This window comes from Mesorhizobium sp. P3_B5 (assembly GCF_056402815.1).
This window is the reverse complement of record NZ_JBFUGR010000026.1, coordinates 1-17,249: the sequence shown is the minus strand read 5'-3', so window position 1 is coordinate 17,249 and position 17,249 is coordinate 1. Positions and strand designations below refer to the sequence as shown.

General features: G+C 62.8%; 16 protein-coding genes. 14 read left to right on the top strand and 2 right to left on the bottom strand.

The window, feature by feature from the left end:
• Positions 1 to 22: 22 nt before the first annotated feature.
• On the top strand, positions 23 to 562 hold the full coding sequence (locus tag AC1DVW_RS28965; RefSeq protein WP_477327733.1) for an AprI/Inh family metalloprotease inhibitor: 540 nt from the start codon (positions 23 to 25) through the stop codon (positions 560 to 562).
• A gap of 29 nt (positions 563 to 591) precedes the next feature.
• Positions 592 to 1,791 carry a cell division protein ZapE gene (gene zapE / locus AC1DVW_RS28960; protein ID WP_477327731.1) on the top strand — a complete coding sequence of 400 codons (1,200 nt, stop codon included), beginning with the start codon at positions 592 to 594 and terminating at the stop codon, positions 1,789 to 1,791.
• Between the two features lie 54 nt (positions 1,792 to 1,845).
• Here the strand turns inward: zapE and AC1DVW_RS28955 are convergent, their stop codons facing one another.
• Positions 1,846 to 2,274, bottom strand: a complete 429-nt coding sequence (locus AC1DVW_RS28955; RefSeq protein ID WP_477327729.1) for a GNAT family N-acetyltransferase — start codon at positions 2,272 to 2,274, stop codon at positions 1,846 to 1,848.
• A gap of 213 nt (positions 2,275 to 2,487) precedes the next feature.
• Between AC1DVW_RS28955 and mdh the strand changes: the two genes are divergently transcribed.
• The 12 genes from mdh to AC1DVW_RS28895 all read left to right on the top strand — a co-directional run bounded on the left by mdh (position 2,488) and on the right by AC1DVW_RS28895 (position 15,705).
• Positions 2,488 to 3,456 (top strand): malate dehydrogenase, encoded by a 969-nt coding sequence (gene mdh / locus AC1DVW_RS28950; RefSeq protein WP_477249490.1) that lies wholly within the window; start codon positions 2,488 to 2,490, stop codon positions 3,454 to 3,456.
• Positions 3,457 to 3,515: 59 nt separating this feature from the next.
• Positions 3,516 to 4,709, top strand: a complete 1,194-nt coding sequence (sucC, locus tag AC1DVW_RS28945) for an ADP-forming succinate--CoA ligase subunit beta (protein ID WP_477327727.1) — start codon at positions 3,516 to 3,518, stop codon at positions 4,707 to 4,709.
• Between the two features lie 4 nt (positions 4,710 to 4,713).
• Positions 4,714 to 5,274 (top strand): hypothetical protein, encoded by a 561-nt coding sequence (locus AC1DVW_RS28940; RefSeq protein ID WP_477327725.1) that lies wholly within the window; start codon positions 4,714 to 4,716, stop codon positions 5,272 to 5,274.
• A gap of 33 nt (positions 5,275 to 5,307) precedes the next feature.
• Positions 5,308 to 5,679 (top strand): cupin domain-containing protein, encoded by a 372-nt coding sequence (locus AC1DVW_RS28935; protein WP_477327723.1) that lies wholly within the window; start codon positions 5,308 to 5,310, stop codon positions 5,677 to 5,679.
• Positions 5,680 to 5,683: 4 nt separating this feature from the next.
• Positions 5,684 to 6,181: a DUF1579 family protein gene (locus tag AC1DVW_RS28930; RefSeq protein WP_477327721.1), complete on the top strand. Its 498-nt coding sequence runs from the start codon at positions 5,684 to 5,686 to the stop codon at positions 6,179 to 6,181.
• Positions 6,182 to 6,192: 11 nt separating this feature from the next.
• On the top strand, positions 6,193 to 7,095 hold the full coding sequence (gene sucD / locus AC1DVW_RS28925) for a succinate--CoA ligase subunit alpha (protein ID WP_477249484.1): 903 nt from the start codon (positions 6,193 to 6,195) through the stop codon (positions 7,093 to 7,095).
• Between the two features lie 128 nt (positions 7,096 to 7,223).
• Positions 7,224 to 10,208, top strand: coding sequence for a 2-oxoglutarate dehydrogenase E1 component (locus AC1DVW_RS28920; RefSeq protein ID WP_477249482.1), 2,985 nt, complete (start codon positions 7,224 to 7,226; stop codon positions 10,206 to 10,208).
• 25 nt (positions 10,209 to 10,233) lie between these two features.
• Positions 10,234 to 11,514, top strand: coding sequence for a 2-oxoglutarate dehydrogenase complex dihydrolipoyllysine-residue succinyltransferase (gene odhB / locus AC1DVW_RS28915; RefSeq protein WP_477327719.1), 1,281 nt, complete (start codon positions 10,234 to 10,236; stop codon positions 11,512 to 11,514).
• Positions 11,515 to 11,555: 41 nt separating this feature from the next.
• A complete protein-coding gene (locus AC1DVW_RS28910; protein ID WP_477327718.1) occupies positions 11,556 to 12,074 on the top strand; it encodes a hypothetical protein in 519 nt (172 codons plus the stop codon).
• Positions 12,071 to 12,826, top strand: coding sequence for an SDR family oxidoreductase (locus tag AC1DVW_RS28905; RefSeq protein ID WP_477327716.1), 756 nt, complete (start codon positions 12,071 to 12,073; stop codon positions 12,824 to 12,826). Before AC1DVW_RS28910 ends, AC1DVW_RS28905 begins: the two co-directional genes overlap by 4 nt.
• An 88-nt stretch (positions 12,827 to 12,914) precedes the next feature.
• Complete coding sequence (gene lpdA / locus AC1DVW_RS28900; protein WP_477327714.1) at positions 12,915 to 14,318, top strand: dihydrolipoyl dehydrogenase; 1,404 nt, start codon at positions 12,915 to 12,917, stop codon at positions 14,316 to 14,318.
• 910 nt (positions 14,319 to 15,228) lie between these two features.
• Positions 15,229 to 15,705: a DUF2867 domain-containing protein gene (locus AC1DVW_RS28895; protein ID WP_477327712.1), complete on the top strand. Its 477-nt coding sequence runs from the start codon at positions 15,229 to 15,231 to the stop codon at positions 15,703 to 15,705.
• Positions 15,706 to 15,747: 42 nt separating this feature from the next.
• Here the strand turns inward: AC1DVW_RS28895 and AC1DVW_RS28890 are convergent, their stop codons facing one another.
• Positions 15,748 to 16,818, bottom strand: coding sequence for a TraB/GumN family protein (locus AC1DVW_RS28890; RefSeq protein WP_477327710.1), 1,071 nt, complete (start codon positions 16,816 to 16,818; stop codon positions 15,748 to 15,750).
• Between the last annotated feature and the right edge of the window lie 431 nt (positions 16,819 to 17,249).

Sequence of the window (17,249 nt, the reverse complement as noted above, 5' to 3'; positions counted from 1 at the left end):
GCCGGATCCGACGGAGGTTGACATGAATTTTTCGAAGACCGGCCTGCTGGCCGTATCGCTGGCCGCTCTCATTGCGAGCGGCTGTTCGACCTCGCGCTTTTCATCAATGGACGATCAGCAGCCGGCGCCGCTGCAGCCTGCGCCCGCCGGCCAGGTCACCGGCAACCAGCTGCCGCCGCCGGCGACGCCCGGCGCCACCGACCCGTCGCAATTCCCGACCGCGCCGGCAAACACGCAGGTCGCCTCGCTGCCGCCGGATGGATCGGCGCCGGCCGGCGCCACCGACCTGACCGCGGCCAGCGTCGCCGGCGTCTGGAACGCCAGTGTCTCCGGACAGAGCTGCAAGGTGGCGACGCCGCAGACCAAATTTGGCGCCGGCTTCCGTGCCGGGCCGCTGCATTGCCCAGCACCCATCGACGGCATCAAGTCGTGGAACGTCGCCGGGAAGCAGCTGACGCTCTATGACGAGAATGGCGGCGCGCTGGCGCGGCTCTATTCCTCGGGCGGCTCGAAATTCGACGGCCAGACTTCCAACGGCTTGCCGATTTCGCTTACAAGGTAGACCGACCCGCCTCTTTAATGACGTGACCGATGCATCTGCGTGACGGCCTCCAGACCCATGCGACCGTCAGGCAGCGCTACGATCATCTGATCGAGACCGGCGCGATCGAACGCGACCCGGCGCAGATGCGGATCGCCGCCGCGCTCGACCGGCTGACCGACGAGATTTCGGCCAAGCGGCTGGCGCACAAATCGAGTGCGCTGGGCTGGCTGTTCGCCCGCAAGCGCGAAACGCATGAGCCGGTCAAGGGCCTCTACATCCATGGCGGCGTCGGCCGCGGCAAGACCATGTTGATGGACATGTTCTTCGAGCTGCTGCCGGTGCGGCGCAAGCGCCGGGTGCATTTCAACGACTTCATGGCCGACGTGCAGGACCGCATCCAGAAGCACCGGGCGGCGCGCAAGAACGGCGACGTCAAGGAGGACGATCCGATCCCGCCGGTGGCGCGCGCCCTGGCCGAGCAGGCCTGGGTGCTGTGCTTCGACGAGTTTTCGGTCACCGACATCGCCGATGCGATGATCCTGTCCAGGCTGTTCTCGGCGTTGTTTGCCAATGGCGTGGTGCTGGTCGCCACCTCCAATGTCGCGCCGCAGGATCTCTATCGCGACGGGCTGAACCGCCAGCTGTTCTTGCCCTTCATCGGCATTCTCGAACGGCAGACGCATGTGCTGTCGCTGGATGCCGACAAGGATTACCGCCTGGAAAAACTGGCGCGTACGCCGGTCTATGTCACTCCCGACGATGCCGCCGCCGAGCGGACGCTCGACGACGCCTGGGAAGCGATGACGCATGGCGCGCCAACGGTCGAGACGACGCTGACGGTGAAGGGCCGGCACGTTGTGGTGCCACGCGCGGCCGGCGCGGCGGCGCGGTTTTCCTTCGCCGATCTGTGCGAAAAGCCGCTCGGCGCCCGCGATTTCCTGGCCATTGCCAACCGCTTCTCGACCATCTTCATCGACCATGTGCCGGTGCTCGGCGAAGGCCGGCGCAACGAGGCCAAACGCTTCATCCTGTTAATCGACACGCTCTACGACCATCACGTGCGGCTGGTGGTGAGTGCCGCGGCACAGCCACAGCTGCTCTACACCGCCAAGCGCGGCGTCGAGGTGTTCGAATTCGAGCGGACTGCGTCGAGATTGATCGAGATGCAGAGCCGCGACTGGCTGGAAGACTGGGCGGAGCGGCACAAGGCGAAGGCGACGGCCGAAGTGCAGCAGGCGCAGGCCTAGCCCACCACGCATTCGTCATCCTAGGGCGGAGTTGGGGAAGCTTTCGGCCAGTCTCTAAAGTTCATACACATACATCACAAACTCCTCCGCCGGCCCATGCGGCTCCTTGCGCGTATCATAGAGCGCCCGCGCCGCAACATTATCGGGCTCGGTGCCAACCCATGCTTCCCCACAGCCATGCTCGCGGCCGAGTGCGAACATGGCGTCGAGCATTTTTCGGGCGATGCCCTGGCGCTGCAAGGTGGGCGAGACGCCGACCTCGTCTATGTAGAGTTCGCTGACCTTGTCCGGGTGGCGGTGGATGACGGCGGCGCATTGGCCGACGACGACACTTTCGGCCATGGCCACGATCATGAAGTGACCCGGCATGGGGAGATAGGCGGCCAGCCTGTCAGCCTGCACCGGTTCGTCGAACACATCTTCGGCGACTTGCATCAAAACGACGTCATCGCCCGGAAACAGCCTTCTGATTTCCACAGTCATGTGCAAAATCTCCCAAGTCGGCTTACAAACTTTGACGTTTACGTAAATCCCAATGTTTCTAACCGATTGAAATTATTCACTCGAAAATAATCGTTTGAATATTTTCTCCACCAAGGCTATTGGGTGCGGCGAAAATTCGCGGTTCCCCGCAGCATTCCGGCTCTTCTTCGACGCCGTTCGGCGCCGTCACCGACAAAGGGAAAACATCCTCACATGGCACGCAACAAGATAGCGCTCATCGGCTCTGGCATGATCGGCGGCACCCTCGCACACATGATCGGCCTCAAGGATCTCGGCGACGTGGTGCTGTTCGATATCGCCGAGGGCGTCCCGCAAGGCAAGGGTCTCGATATCGCGCAGTCGTCGCCGGTTGATGGTTTCGACTCCCGGCTGACCGGCGTCAACGACTATGCCGGCATCGAGGGTGCGGATGTCTGCATCGTCACCGCCGGCGTGCCGCGCAAGCCGGGCATGAGCCGCGACGATCTGCTCGGCATCAATCTGAAGGTCATGGAGCAGGTCGGCGCAGGCCTCAAGAAGTATGCGCCAAAGGCCTTCGTTATCTGCATCACCAACCCGCTCGACGCCATGGTCTGGGCGCTGCAGAAGTTCTCGGGCCTGCCGAAGAGCCATGTCGTCGGCATGGCCGGCGTGCTCGATAGTTCGCGCTTCCGCTATTTCCTGGCCGAGGAGTTCAAGGTCTCGGTCGAGGACGTCACCGCCTTCGTGCTCGGCGGCCACGGCGATTCCATGGTGCCGATGATCCGCTATTCGACGGTATCAGGCATTCCGCTGCCCGACCTGATCAAGATGGGCTGGACCTCGAAGGAAAAGCTCGACCAGATCGTGCAGCGCACCCGCGACGGCGGCGCCGAGATCGTCGGCCTGCTCAAGACCGGCTCGGCCTTCTATGCGCCGGCCGCTTCGGCGATTTCGATGGCCGAAGCCTACCTCAAGGACAAGAAGCGCGTGCTGCCCTGTGCGGCGCACCTCTCCGGCCAGTACGGCGTCAAAGGCACCTATGTCGGCGTGCCCGTGGTGATCGGCGCCGGCGGCGTCGAGCGCATCATCGAGATCGACCTCAACAAGGCGGAGCAGAAGATGTTCGACGCTTCGGTGGCGACGGTGCAGGGCCTGACCGAGGCCTGCGTCAAGATCGCTCCGCATCTCGCCAACAAGTGACGTCTCGCCGCCATCCCGCCAAGTGACATCCTAGCTGCCAAGATCCGGAGACATTCTCGATGAACATCCATGAGTATCAGGGCAAGGCGCTGCTGAAGAGCTTTGGCGCACCGGTTGCCGAAGGCGTGCCGGTGTTCAAGGCGAGCGAGGCGGAAGCCGCGGCCAAGGCGCTGCCCGGCCCGCTCTATGTGGTGAAGAGCCAGATCCATGCCGGCGGCCGCGGCAAGGGCAAGTTCAAGGAGCTTTCGCCCGATGCCAAGGGCGGCGTGCGGCTGGCCAAGTCGGTGGCCGAAGTGGTCGCCAACGCCAACGAGATGCTCGGCAATACGCTGGTGACCAAGCAGACCGGCCCGGCCGGCAAGCAGGTCAACCGCCTCTACATCGAGGACGGCGCCGACATTGCGCGTGAGCTTTATCTGTCGATCCTGGTCGACCGCACGGTCGGCCGCATCGCCTTCGTCGTCTCGACCGAGGGCGGCATGGACATCGAGGCGGTCGCCCATGATACGCCGGAAAAGATCATCACCGTCGCCATCGACCCGGAAAAGGGCGTCACGGCGTCCGACCTGAAGGCGCTCAACGGCGCGCTGAAGCTCGACGGCAGTGCTGCCAAGGACGGCGATACGCTGTTCCCGATCCTCTACAAGGCCTTCGTCGAGAAGGACATGAGCCTGCTCGAGGTCAACCCGCTAATCGTCATGAAGGACGGACGACTGCGCGTGCTCGACGCCAAGGTGTCGTTCGACAACAACGCGCTGTTTCGCCACCCCGACGTACTCGAACTGCGCGACACCACCGAAGAGGACGAGAAGGAGATCGAGGCGTCGAAATACGACCTCGCCTATGTCGCGCTCGACGGCAATATCGGCTGCATGGTCAATGGCGCAGGGCTGGCCATGGCGACGATGGACATCATCAAGCTCTACGGCGCCGAGCCGGCCAACTTCCTCGATGTCGGCGGCGGCGCGTCGAAGGAAAAAGTGACGGCGGCGTTCAAGATCATCACCAAGGATCCGGCGGTCAAAGGCATATTGATCAACATTTTCGGCGGCATCATGAAGTGCGACATCATCGCCGAGGGTGTCATTGCCGCGGTCAAGGAAGTCGGGCTGCAGGTGCCGCTGGTGGTGCGCCTGGAAGGCACCAATGCCGAGCTCGGCAAGAAGATCATCAACGACAGCGGCCTGAACGTGGTTTCGGCCGATGATCTCGACGACGCAGCCAAGAAGATCGTGGCGGCGGTGAAGGGCTGAGCGGATGCAACCCAGCCGCCTTCTGTGTGCAATCGGGTTCGGCTGTCTGGCCGTTCCGTCGCAGGCAGAAGAGATTTCGGATGCGGTCGTACTCTATGAGAAAATTTGCATCGCGTCTGATGGCGATTTGATGAGAAGCGAGCAACTGGCTCTAAAGCATGGGTTTTCGATCCGTTCGAACGATTTTGGCGTAAAAACTTATGATCGCGACCGATCCGGAAACCTCTCCAAGCCATTTGTAACTTTGAGGTCTGCGAGAACGGATGGAAATAGCCCTGCGATTGATGTTTGCGAGGTTTTTGGAACTACGACTCGGATATCCGACCTTGATAACTATGTCCGATCGCAGGATTTGATCGAAGTGCCAAAAGAACAGATTTTTGATGATGTGCCAGACCTAACCCTGGTGCGGCTCTTCGTAAGCAAAGAATGTGAGATTTCTGTCCAAAACGATGGGAAGTGCCGTTTTGTCGGAACTATAAGCGGCCAACCGCTGGATGGTAAGCTGACTGGGGTTTTTCGTTTTGGGACTAATTCTCCGCATCATCAGGGCACGCCAGAATGATCCGCATCGCAAGTCTCAAGGAGGAATGATCCCGTGCCTCCACGCAAGATAAATCTGGTCGAGGCGGCGGACGCGAAGATCAGCAAGGTCTTCGATCCGCACGTCGCCGGCGACGTGAACGACAGCCAGGCGAAGGTCGCCAAATTCGGCGAGGTCTTCGACTGGCACGCGCATGAGCAAGAGGATGAGGCCTTCCTCGTGCTGCGCGGGCGCATCGCCATCGATTTCCGCGACGGTCCGGTCGAGCTCGGCGAGGGCGACTTCATCGTCGTGCCGCGTGGCATCGAGCATCGTCCGCGCTCACTCACGGCGGAGCCGGTGGTGCTGATGTTCGAGCCGGCGACGACGCTCAACACAGGCAATGCCAAGAGCGACCTTACCGTCGCCGATTTGAAGCGGCTCTGAAACCATGAACGCGGCCTCCTTCTCCTCGCTCTCGGCCGATCACCAGCGCCTGCAGGCGCTGGTCGGCGCGTGGCATGGCGAAGAAGAGGTGGCGGCCACACAATGGACCGATGCCGGCACGGCGACGTCGGAAGTGCTGGCAGAGGCACAGTTCGGCGGCCTGTTCGTGGTGCAGCGCTATCGCCAGCGCCGCGACGGCACGATCTCGTTCGGGTCGCACAATGTGTTTGGCTTCGACCAGCAAAACGGCGTCGTCACCATGCATCAGTTCGATTCGATGGGCTTTGTCCCGGCGTCGCCGGCCACAGGCGTATGGAATGGCAGCGAACTGGTGCTGGTCCGCTCGTCGCCGCGCGGATCGGCCCGGGTGACTTATGTTTTCGATACAGACGACAGCTACCGCATGCGGCTGCAGTTCCAGCCGGCCGGCAGCGATGCCTGGCAAGACATGGTGAGCGGCGTTTACCGACGCGTTTCGCCTTCCTCGATCAACGGTTTGTAAAAAGGGCCATCATGTCCATTCTCATCGACAAGAACACCAAGGTGCTGGTGCAAGGCCTGACCGGCAAGACCGGCACGTTTCACACCGAGCAGGCGCTGGCATATCACGGCACCAAGATGGTCGGCGGCATCCATCCCAAAAAGGGCGGCGAGACCTGGACCGGCTCGAAGGGCGAAAGCCTGCCGATCTTCGCCACCGTGGCCGAAGGCAAGGAAAAGACCGGCGCCAACGCCTCCGTCGTCTATGTACCGCCGGCGGGTGCCGCCGAAGCGATCCTGGAAGCGATCGAGGCCGAGATCCCGCTGATCATCTGCATCACCGAGGGCATACCGGTGATGGACATGATCAAGGTCAAGGCACGGCTCGACCGCTCGACCTCGCGGCTGATCGGCCCGAACTGCCCCGGCGTCTTGACCCCCAACGAATGCAAGATCGGCATCATGCCCGGCAACATCTTCCGCAAGGGTTCGGTCGGCGTTGTTTCGCGCTCGGGAACGCTTACCTATGAGGCAGTCTTCCAGACCACCAATGTCGGCCTCGGCCAGACCACCGCCGTCGGCATCGGTGGCGACCCGGTCAAGGGCACGGAGTTCATCGACATGCTTGAGATGTTCCTCGCCGATGACGAGACCAAGTCGATCATCATGATCGGAGAGATCGGCGGCTCGGCCGAGGAAGACGCGGCGCAGTTCCTCAAGGACGAGGCCAAGCGCGGCCGCAAGAAGCCGATGGCCGGCTTCATCGCCGGACGCACGGCGCCGGCGGGACGCACGATGGGCCATGCCGGCGCGGTCATCTCCGGCGGCAAGGGCGGCGCCGAGGACAAGATCGCGGCGATGGAATCGGCCGGGATAAAAGTTTCGCCCTCGCCAGCGCGGTTGGGCACGACGCTGGTCGAGGCGATCAAGGGTTAAGGGAATAGGGGAGTAAGGGAGTAGGGGAGTAGGGAAAGAGATTAGCGGCCAAGAAGCCCTACTCCCCTACTGACCTACTCCCTTACTCCCTCCAACTAAGGAGACGGAGCGCGGCTCCGCTAAGTGACATGGCAAGACAAGATCAGGCCAACGACCAATTTTCGCTTACCTCTTTCCTCTATGGCGGCAATGCCGACTATATCGAGGCGCTGCACGCGGCCTATGAGGACGATCCGGAATCGGTCAATCCCGAATGGCAGGACTTCTTCGCGGCGCTGAAGGACGACGCCGGCGATGTGCGCAAGAACGCCAAGGGCGCCTCATGGGCCAGGCCCTCCTGGCCGCTGCAGGCCAATGGCGAACTGGTGTCGGCGCTCGACGGCAATTGGGGCGTCGTCGAGAAGCACCTGGAAAAGAAGGTCAAGGACAAGGCGGTCACCAACGGCATCGTGCTTTCCGACGCCGACGTGCACCAGGCGACGCGCGATTCGGTGCGCGCCATCATGATGATCCGCGCCTACCGCATGCGCGGCCATTTGCACGCCAATCTCGACCCGCTCGGCATCGCCAAGCTCGAGGACTACAACGAGCTGTCGCCGGAGAATTACGGCTTTACATCAGCCGACTACGACCGGCCGATCTTCCTCGACAATGTGCTCGGGCTCGAATTCGGCACCATCCGGCAGATGCTCGACATCCTGACCCGCACCTATTGCTCGACGCTGGGCGTCGAGTTCATGCACATTTCCGATCCGGTCGAGAAGGCCTGGATCCAGGGCCGCATCGAGGGTGTCGACAAGGAGATCTCCTTCACCGCCACCGGCAAGAAAGCGATCCTGCAGAAGCTGGTCGAGGCCGAAGGGTTCGAGCAGTTCATCGACGTCAAGTACAAGGGCACCAAGCGCTTCGGCCTCGATGGCAGTGAGGCGCTGATCCCGGCGCTCGAGCAGATCATCAAGCGTGGCGGCCAACTCGGCATGAAGGAGATCGTGCTCGGCATGGCGCATCGCGGCCGGCTGAACGTGCTCTCCCAGGTGATGGCCAAGCCGCACCGCGCCATCTTCCACGAGTTCAAGGGCGGCTCGGCAGCTCCCGACGAGGTCGAAGGCTCGGGCGACGTCAAGTACCATCTCGGCGCCTCGTCGGATCGCGAGTTCGACGGCAACAAGGTGCATCTGTCGCTGACCGCCAATCCCTCGCATCTGGAAATCGTCGATCCGGTGGTGATGGGCAAGGCGCGCGCCAAGCAGGACTATCTGTTCGGCCGCAGCCGCGAGGAAATCGTGCCGCTGGAGGAGCGCGCCAAGGTGCTGCCGCTGCTGCTGCACGGCGACGCCGCCTTCGCCGGCCAGGGCGTGATTGCCGAGATCCTCGGCCTGTCGGGCCTGCGCGGTCATCGCGTTGCCGGCACGCTGCATGTCATCATCAACAACCAGATCGGCTTCACCACCAATCCGCGCTTCTCGCGCTCGTCGCCCTATCCGTCCGACGTCGCCAAGATGATCGAGGCGCCGATCTTCCACGTCAATGGCGACGATCCGGAAGCCGTGGTCCACGCCACCAAGGTGGCGATCGAATTCCGCATGAAGTTCCACAAGCCTGTTGTGGTCGACATGTTCTGCTACCGCCGCTTCGGCCACAATGAGGGCGACGAGCCGGCCTTCACCCAGCCGATCATGTATCGCAACATCCGCAGCCACAAGACGACGGTGCAGATCTATGCCGAACGGCTGATCGCCGAGGGACACCTGACCCAGGCCGAGTTCGACAAGCTCAAGGCCGACTGGCGCCTGCATCTCGAGCAGGAATGGGAAGTCGGCCAGCACTACAAGCCGAACAAAGCCGACTGGCTGGACGGCGCCTGGTCGGGCCTGCGTACGGCCGACAACCAGGACGAACAAAGGCGCGGCAAGACCGCGGTGCCGGTCAAGACGCTGAAGGAAATCGGCAAGAAGCTGACCGAAGTGCCGAAGGAGTTCGAGGCGCACAAGACGATCATCCGCTTCCTCGAGAACCGCCGCCAGGCGATCGATTCGGGCGAAGGCATCGACTGGTCGACGGCCGAGGCGCTGGCCTTCGGCGCCATCCTGCTCGACGGCAATCCGATCCGGCTGTCCGGCCAGGATTCCGAGCGCGGCACGTTTTCGCAGCGCCATTCCGTTCTCTACGACCAGCGCGACGAGACCCGCTATATCCCGCTCAACAATCTGTCGGCGGCACAGGCCGGCTACGAAGTCATCAACTCGATGCTGTCGGAAGAAGCGGTGCTCGGCTTCGAATATGGCTACAGCCTGGCCGAGCCGAAGGCGCTGACGTTGTGGGAAGCGCAGTTCGGCGACTTCGCCAATGGCGCCCAGGTAGTGTTCGACCAGTTCATCTCGTCCGGCGAGCGCAAGTGGCTCAGAATGTCGGGTCTCGTCTGCCTGTTGCCGCATGGCTATGAAGGCCAGGGTCCGGAGCATTCGTCGGCCCGTCTCGAGCGCTTCCTGCAGCTTTGCGCCGAAGACAACATGCAGGTGGCCAATGTCACCACGCCGGCTAACTACTTCCACATCTTGCGCCGGCAGTTGAAGCGCGACTTCCGCAAGCCGCTGATCCTGATGACGCCAAAATCACTGCTGCGCCACAAGCGGGCGGTGTCGACGCTGCCGGAAATTTCGGGCGAAAGCGCCTTCCACCGGCTGCTGTGGGACGACGCCCAACTACTGTCCGGCCAGGCGATCAAGCTGGTCAAGGATTCGAAGATCCGCCGTGTCGTGCTGTGTTCGGGCAAGGTCTATTACGACCTCTACGAGGAGCGCGAGAAGCGCGGCATCAACGACATCTATTTGCTGCGCGTCGAACAGCTCTATCCGTTCCCGGCCAAGGCGCTGATCACCGAACTGTCACGCTTCCGCAACGCGGAGATGGTGTGGTGCCAGGAGGAGCCCAAGAACATGGGCGCCTGGTCGTTCATCGATCCGTATCTCGAATGGGTGCTGGCGCATATCGACGCCAAGCATCAGCGGGTGCGCTACACCGGCCGGCCGGCGGCGGCGTCGCCGGCGACCGGATTGATGTCCAAGCATCTCGCCCAGCTCGCCGCCTTGCTCGAAGACGCGCTCGGCGAATAAAACTCAGGAAGAACGGACAGGCACAATGGCAACCGAAATCCGCGTCCCAACTCTCGGCGAATCCGTCACCGAGGCGACCATCGGCAAATGGTTCAAGAAGGTCGGCGAGGCGATCGCCGCCGACGAGCCGCTGGTCGAGCTCGAAACCGACAAGGTGACGGTGGAAGTGCCGGCAGCAAGCGCGGGAACGCTGAGCGAGATCGCCGCCAAGGAAGGCGACACGGTCGGCGTCGGCGCGCTGTTGGGCATGATCGCGGCCGGCGGCGATGCCGCTGCCCCGGCGACCAAGCCACAAGCCGTATCGCAGGCGTCGAGCCCCGACGCGGCGTCCACCGTCAAGCAGGCGGCGGCCGAGACCGCCAAGATCGCCGGCGATGCCGGCGCCATTGAGGCGCGCTCCATGCCGCCGGCGCCGGCGGCAGCCAAGCTGATCGCCGAGAACAATCTGTCGGTCGACCAGCTCTCCGGCTCCGGCAAGCGCGGCCAGGTGCTGAAGGGCGATGTGCTGGACGCGATTTCCAAGGGCGCGCCGTCGCAGCCGGCGGAGACGCCGAAAGCAGCACCCGCCCCGGTCGTTGCGCGTGCGCCGACCTCTGCCGACGATGCCTCGCGCGAGGAGCGCGTGCGGATGACCAAATTGCGCCAGACCATCGCGCGCCGCCTCAAGGAAGCGCAGTCGACCGCCGCCATGCTGACCACCTTCAACGAGGTCGACATGTCAGCGGTGATGGCGCTGCGGACCAAATACAAGGACGTGTTCGAGAAGAAGCACGGCGTGAAGCTCGGCTTCATGGGCTTTTTCACCAAGGCGGTGACGCACGCGCTGAAGGAAATCCCGGCCGTCAACGCCGAGATCGACGGCACCGACATCATCTACAAGAACTATGCCCATGTCGGCGTCGCCGTCGGCACCGAAAAGGGCCTCGTCGTGCCGGTGGTGCGCAATGCCGACCAGATGTCGATCGCCGAGATCGAGAAGGATATCGGCCGGCTGGGCATCGCCGCGCGCGACGGCAAGCTGTCGGTGGCGGATATGCAAGGCGGCACGTTTACGATTTCCAACGGTGGCGTTTACGGGTCGCTGATGTCGACGCCGATCCTCAACGCGCCGCAGTCGGGCATTCTCGGCATGCACAAGATCCAGGACCGGCCGGTGGTGGTCAGCGGCCAGATCGTGATCCGGCCGATGATGTACCTGGCGCTCTCTTACGATCACCGCATCGTCGACGGCAAGGAAGCGGTGACCTTCCTGGTGCGGGTCAAGGAAAGCCTGGAGGATCCGGAGCGGCTGGTGCTCGATCTGTAATGCGCTGCCCGGGCTGAGCCGAAGAAGGACTGCGCCGCCGCATGACGACCCGTTCCTTTCGCCTGTTCAGAAGTTTGTCGATCGCATCGGTCGCGGTCGGCATGGCGCTGGTCGCGGCGAATGCCCATGCCGCCTGCCCGCTGGCGCTTGCCGTCTATGGCGATGCCGAAAGCGAGGCCGGTATTGATTTCCGGCCGACGACGGATTCGGCAACCGTCACCAACTCATTCAAGATGGTGCTCGACAAGGATGTCGTCCTCGACGGCATCGTCATGTGGACGGATGGCGTGGCGCGGCCGCATGGCTCGCTGATGTACAAATGCCCGACCGGCGACGTCACCGGCGAGGAGTTGGCCGCCTGCACGGTGTGGGAGGGCGTGGTCTACAGTGCCGACGACAAGGGCAACATCGCCTTGCTGCCGGCCGAAAGGGTGGATGCGCCTAGGAGTCTGATCTTTCCAGACCTCGGAGCGTCGCTGCAGATGTCGGCGGCCTATGGCGAGAACGGATTTTCGAAAGTGCCGTGGGATGTTTTTCTCCTGAAGGGTTGCCAGGAATGAGCGCGGCGAAAAAAGTGCTGCTGGTCACCGGCGGCAGCCGCGGCATCGGCGCTGCCATCTGCCGGCTCGGGGCCGCAGCCGGCTACCGCGTCGCGGTCAACTATGCGTCGAACCAGGGCGCTGCCGACGCACTGGTCGCTGAAATAAAAGCGGCAGGCGGCGAGGCTTTTGCGGTCAAGGGCGATGTCGGCGTCGAGTCCGATATCGTGGCCATGTTCGAAGCGGTGGACCGCGCCTTTGGCCGGCTCGACGCGCTCGTCAACAATGCCGGCATCGTCGACGTCAAGGCGCGCATCGATGAGATGAGCGCGGCCCGGCTGGAGCGCATGATGCGTATCAACGTCATCGGCTCCTTCCTCTGCGCGCGCGAGGCGGTGAAACGCATGTCGACCCGTCGTGGCGGCAAGGGCGGCGCCATCGTCAACCTCTCCTCGGTTGCTGCAATTCATGGCGCGGCGGGCGAATATGTCGACTATGCCGCGTCCAAGGGCGCGATCGACACCATGACCATCGGGCTGGCGCGCGAGGTTGCGACCGAAGGCGTGCGCGTCAATGCGGTCAGCCCCGGTATCACTGACACCGAGATCCATGCTTCAGGCGGCCAGCCGGACCGTGTGGCGCGGATGCGGGATGTGCTGCCGATGAAACGGGCCGGCACGGCGGATGAAGTTGCGCATGCGGTCCTCTATCTTCTATCCGACCAGGCGTCCTATACGACGGGCGCTATCTTGAATGTGAGCGGCGGCCGCTGAGCCATAAATCAAAGGGATCGAGCATGATGTTCTCCGAAAACCGCGTCACACTTTTCGGCATCATGCTCTAGGCAAGAAGGACACCATCATGGCTTATGACGTCGTTATCATCGGATCGGGGCCGGGCGGCTATGTCTGCGCCATCAAGGCGGCACAGCTCGGGCTGAAGACGGCGGTGGTCGAGAAGAATGCGACCTTCGGCGGCACCTGCCTCAACATCGGCTGTATCCCGTCCAAGGCGCTGCTGCATGCCTCCGAAATGTTCGCCGAGGCCAGCCATTCCTTCGACACGCTCGGCGTCGAGGTGACGCCGAAGCTCAATCTGAAGAAGATGATGGCGCACAAGGATGCGACGGTAACGTCCAACGTCAACGGCGTCGCCTTCCTGTTCAAGAAGAACAAGATCGACAGTTTTCGCGGCACCGGCAAGGTGCTCGCGGCCGGCAAGGTGTCGGTCACCTCAGAGGACGGCAAGGGCGAGGAGATCGAGACCAAAAACATCGTTATCGCCACCGGCTCCGACGTTGCCGGCATTCCCGGCGTCAAGGTCGACATCGACGAGAAGGTGATCGTGTCCTCCACCGGTGCGCTGTCGCTCGACAAGGTCCCGGGTCATCTGGTGGTGGTCGGCGGCGGCGTCATCGGGCTGGAACTCGGCTCGGTGTGGGCGCGGCTCGGCGCCAAGGTCACCGTGGTCGAGTTTCTCGATACCATCCTCGGCGGCATGGACGGCGAAGTCTCCAAACAGTTCCAGCGCCTGCTGTCCAAGCAAGGTTTCGAGTTCAGGCTCGGCGCCAAGGTCACCGGCGTCGCCAAGGCCAAGAAGGGCACGACCGTCACCTTCGAGCCTGTCAAAGGCGGAGCGGCGGAGACGATCGAGGCCGACGCGGTGCTGATCGCGACGGGACGCCGCGCCTATTCAGACAGCCTTGGGCTGAAGGAGGCCGGCGTCGACGTCGACGAGCGCGGCCGGGTCAAGACCGACGGCCATCTCAGGACCAACGTAGCCGGCATCTATGCCATCGGCGACGTCATCGCCGGGCCGATGCTGGCCCACAAGGCCGAGGATGAGGGCGTGGCGGTGGCCGAGACCATTGCCGGCCAGACCGGTCATGTGAACTACGACGTGATCCCGAGCGTCGTCTACACCAGCCCGGAGATCGCCTCGGTCGGCAAGACCGAAGAGGAATTGAAAAAGGCCGGCATCGACTACAAGGCCGGCAAATTCCCGTTCACCGCCAATGGCCGGGCGCGCGCCATGCTGCACACCGACGGGTTTGTCAAAATCCTCGCCGACAAGGCGAGCGACCGCGTGCTCGGCGTCCACATCGTCGGCTTCGGCGCCGGCGAGATGATCCACGAGGCGGCGGTGCTGATGGAGTTCGGCGGCTCGTCAGAAGATCTCGCCCGCACCTGCCATGCCCACCCGACGATGTCGGAAGCGGTGAAGGAAGCGGCGCTGGCGACGTTCTTCAAGCCGATCCACATTTAAGGCCTTTCATAAACTCTACTCCCGGCGGCCATCTGGCGCGGTTTTCTCCGCTTCCGGTGCTCACGGACCCAAATGTCCGCTGCGCTCGTCGCCTGCGGCGACCCCGAAAACCACACCAGCTGACTCACCGGAGCGAGTTTCTGGAAAGGCCTTTCAGGCGCCAAAACAAAAAACGGCCCGCTTTTCAGCGGGCCGTCCTCATTTGCAATCAGAGGCCTGATCAGGGTGTGGGCGCAGGAGCCGGTGCGGGCGCCGGCGCAGGAGCCGGGGCTGGCGCAGGAGCTGGCTCGGGAGCCGGTGCGGGCGCAGGGGCTGGTGCGGGAGCAGGCACCGGTTCGGCGGGCTTCATCGGCTCGGCGGGCGCAGGCGCAGGCGCCGGTGTGCTGGCTGCCGGCGGTTCAGCTGGCGCCGGATGTTCGCCACTTCTGCCGAAAACATAGTAAGCGACAATCGCCAGGATAATGACAACCAGGGCAATCAGCCATGCGCTGCCGCCACCCGACTTGGGAGCGTCGTTTGGATTCGCCATAAAAAGTCCTCCTCCGTGGATGAAAGATATCAATCAATAGCCATCAACGCGCAATCGTTGAATGGGTTTCACGCTAGGGTTGGAAAACGCCAAAAACACGGCAATCCGATCCCCTCTCTGCCATGCGACTCAGTTGACAACGCTTACAGTATAGCCGGCTTTGTGGAAATCCTCGACTGGGGCCTATTCCATCCCGATTCACCGCGATGGGGCTTTTTTGAGCATAATCTTTTCCGAAAACCGGTACCCACTTCTTGCTAACGCGGACCTTCGGTTCGGGATCAGGCCCCAGTCCTTCAGATACTAGAGATGGCTGGCGACGTTTCGCCACGCAGCGCGGCGCGACTGCCGCTGCTATTCTGCCTTTAGAGGATGGCCGCGATGAAGCCGCTTTCACAGATTTCACCCAATCCCGAAGACGTTCTTTCCGGCGCGCAATTCGCCGACCGCTACGTGCTGGTCGCAAACGGCCTGTCGTTGAGCGCAATAGCCGCAACCGAACGCGTCATGGGGCGAACGCCGCGATGGGTCGGCACGCTGTTGGCGCTGCGCAATCTCGCCGTCCGGCCATTTCGCCTGAAGACAGGCGCGGATGCCGCGTCGGCGCCTGAAGACAAGGTCGGGATATTTCCGCTCATCAGTCGGTCCCCAGGCAAGGTCGTCCTTGGTCTTGACGACCGGCATCTCGACTTTCGCGTTCTGGTCGAGGTCAGGGAGCTTGGCGGCGGCCGCCAGGAAGTCGCCGCGTCGACGATCGTCAAAACATACAATCTGTTCGGCCGGGTCTATCTCGCGATCGTCAAACCCTTTCACCGGATTATCGTGCCGGCGATGCTGGCTCAGGTCCTGGCCAAGTAAGCGTCGGACCAAAAGTTGGAACCGATGGACGGTTGATCGGTCCTAGAGGCCGGCCGGCGTGACGGTGTATCCGGCCTTCCGGAAATCCTCGATCAGGCCTTCCGGACCGGGAAGATGCAGGGCGCCGACCGCCATGAAGGCGTTGCCTTTGGCAAGGATCGGCCCGGCGTGATCGACCATCACCTTGTTACGGCTGGTGATCATGGTTTCCTCAAACGCGGCGTAGCCGGCCTGGTCATCGTCGCCGCCGGGAATCACGGCGCGAAACATCGGCCAAAACATGCCGGTCTCGCCGCGCTGGTAGAGCACGATCATGGTCTCGTTGACGTCATTGACCTTGTCGCCGAGCTTCAGCGTGTCGACGAGCCCCTTCATGTGAAAGGCGAGCGGCAGCGAGGCCATGGCACGGAGCTGGCTTACAGCCGTTTCCAGGCCTTCGACCGACTTTCCGGAAGCCTTTGCACCTTCCGCCAGCTTGACGTCGAGCACCGGTGCCCCACCCGACTGGCGGGCGAGTTCGCAGGCCGGCAGGGCCAGCATCGCCGACAGCAGCCAGGGCTTCATCTTGGCCACCGTCAGCGGCGGAATACCGCGCGCGTCGAGCGCGCTGTTCATCGCCGCCGCATCGTCCGGCGACAGCAGCGACGACAGCGTCGTCTTGTCGGTGAACATCATCAGGCCCGGCTCTTCGAGCATCGCCGCCATCATCTTTTGCTTGTCGAGCACGTCGGTGGTTTCGATGATGATGGTGCCGGCGGCGTCATAAGCCGTTTGTGCTGCGGGCGGCAGCACGGTCACGCGCGGATCGGTCATATGCATGGTGCCGAACAGCCAGGATGGCTTTTCGCCCGGCTTTTCCAGCTTCCACAACAGGCCTTTGCCGTTCGGCGTCGCGGCGGCTTCCGCCTCGACCTTTTGGTAGGCGGCGGGATCGCTCTTCTGCAAGGCGGACAGCATGTCGGCGCCGCTGCAGGTCGGGATTTCGGCATGCGCCTTGCCGGCCGCGAGCAGCGCGATGATGAGGAAAGACAGGAAAAACAGGACGTTGAGCGCGACAAGCAGCTTCAGCGACACAAGTGCCGCGCGGTCGGCGATGGCGATGACGCGTTTCATGACCCGGTTCTAGGGACAAAAAGCGGCGAAACGGTTAACCGGGGCCATGAAATTGTCTTCGACCGGCTCTGGGCGCAGAGACTATGAGAGGTGATCTGACGTGGCGCGCACGTTGGTGGTTAGCTGAAAAGCACCCACCCCGTCGTCATCCACGGGCGGAGCGGAAGCGAAGCGGACGCGCAGACCCGAGGATCCTGTGTGTTGGTTCGGGTGTATGGTTGAAGTGGGAAGGAGGCCGAGAGGATCCTGGTCATCCCTTTCGGGATAGTCCGCGGCATGGCTCGGTCCCTTCCCACCACTGAACCATCAACCTGAACAGTTGCACGGGGCTGTTAGCAGCAGACCCCGCACCACAGGAAGAGGCCTGGACATGATAGTGCAGAACTATGTCGGCTGCGACATCTCCAAGCAGCGGCTCGACTTTTTTGATG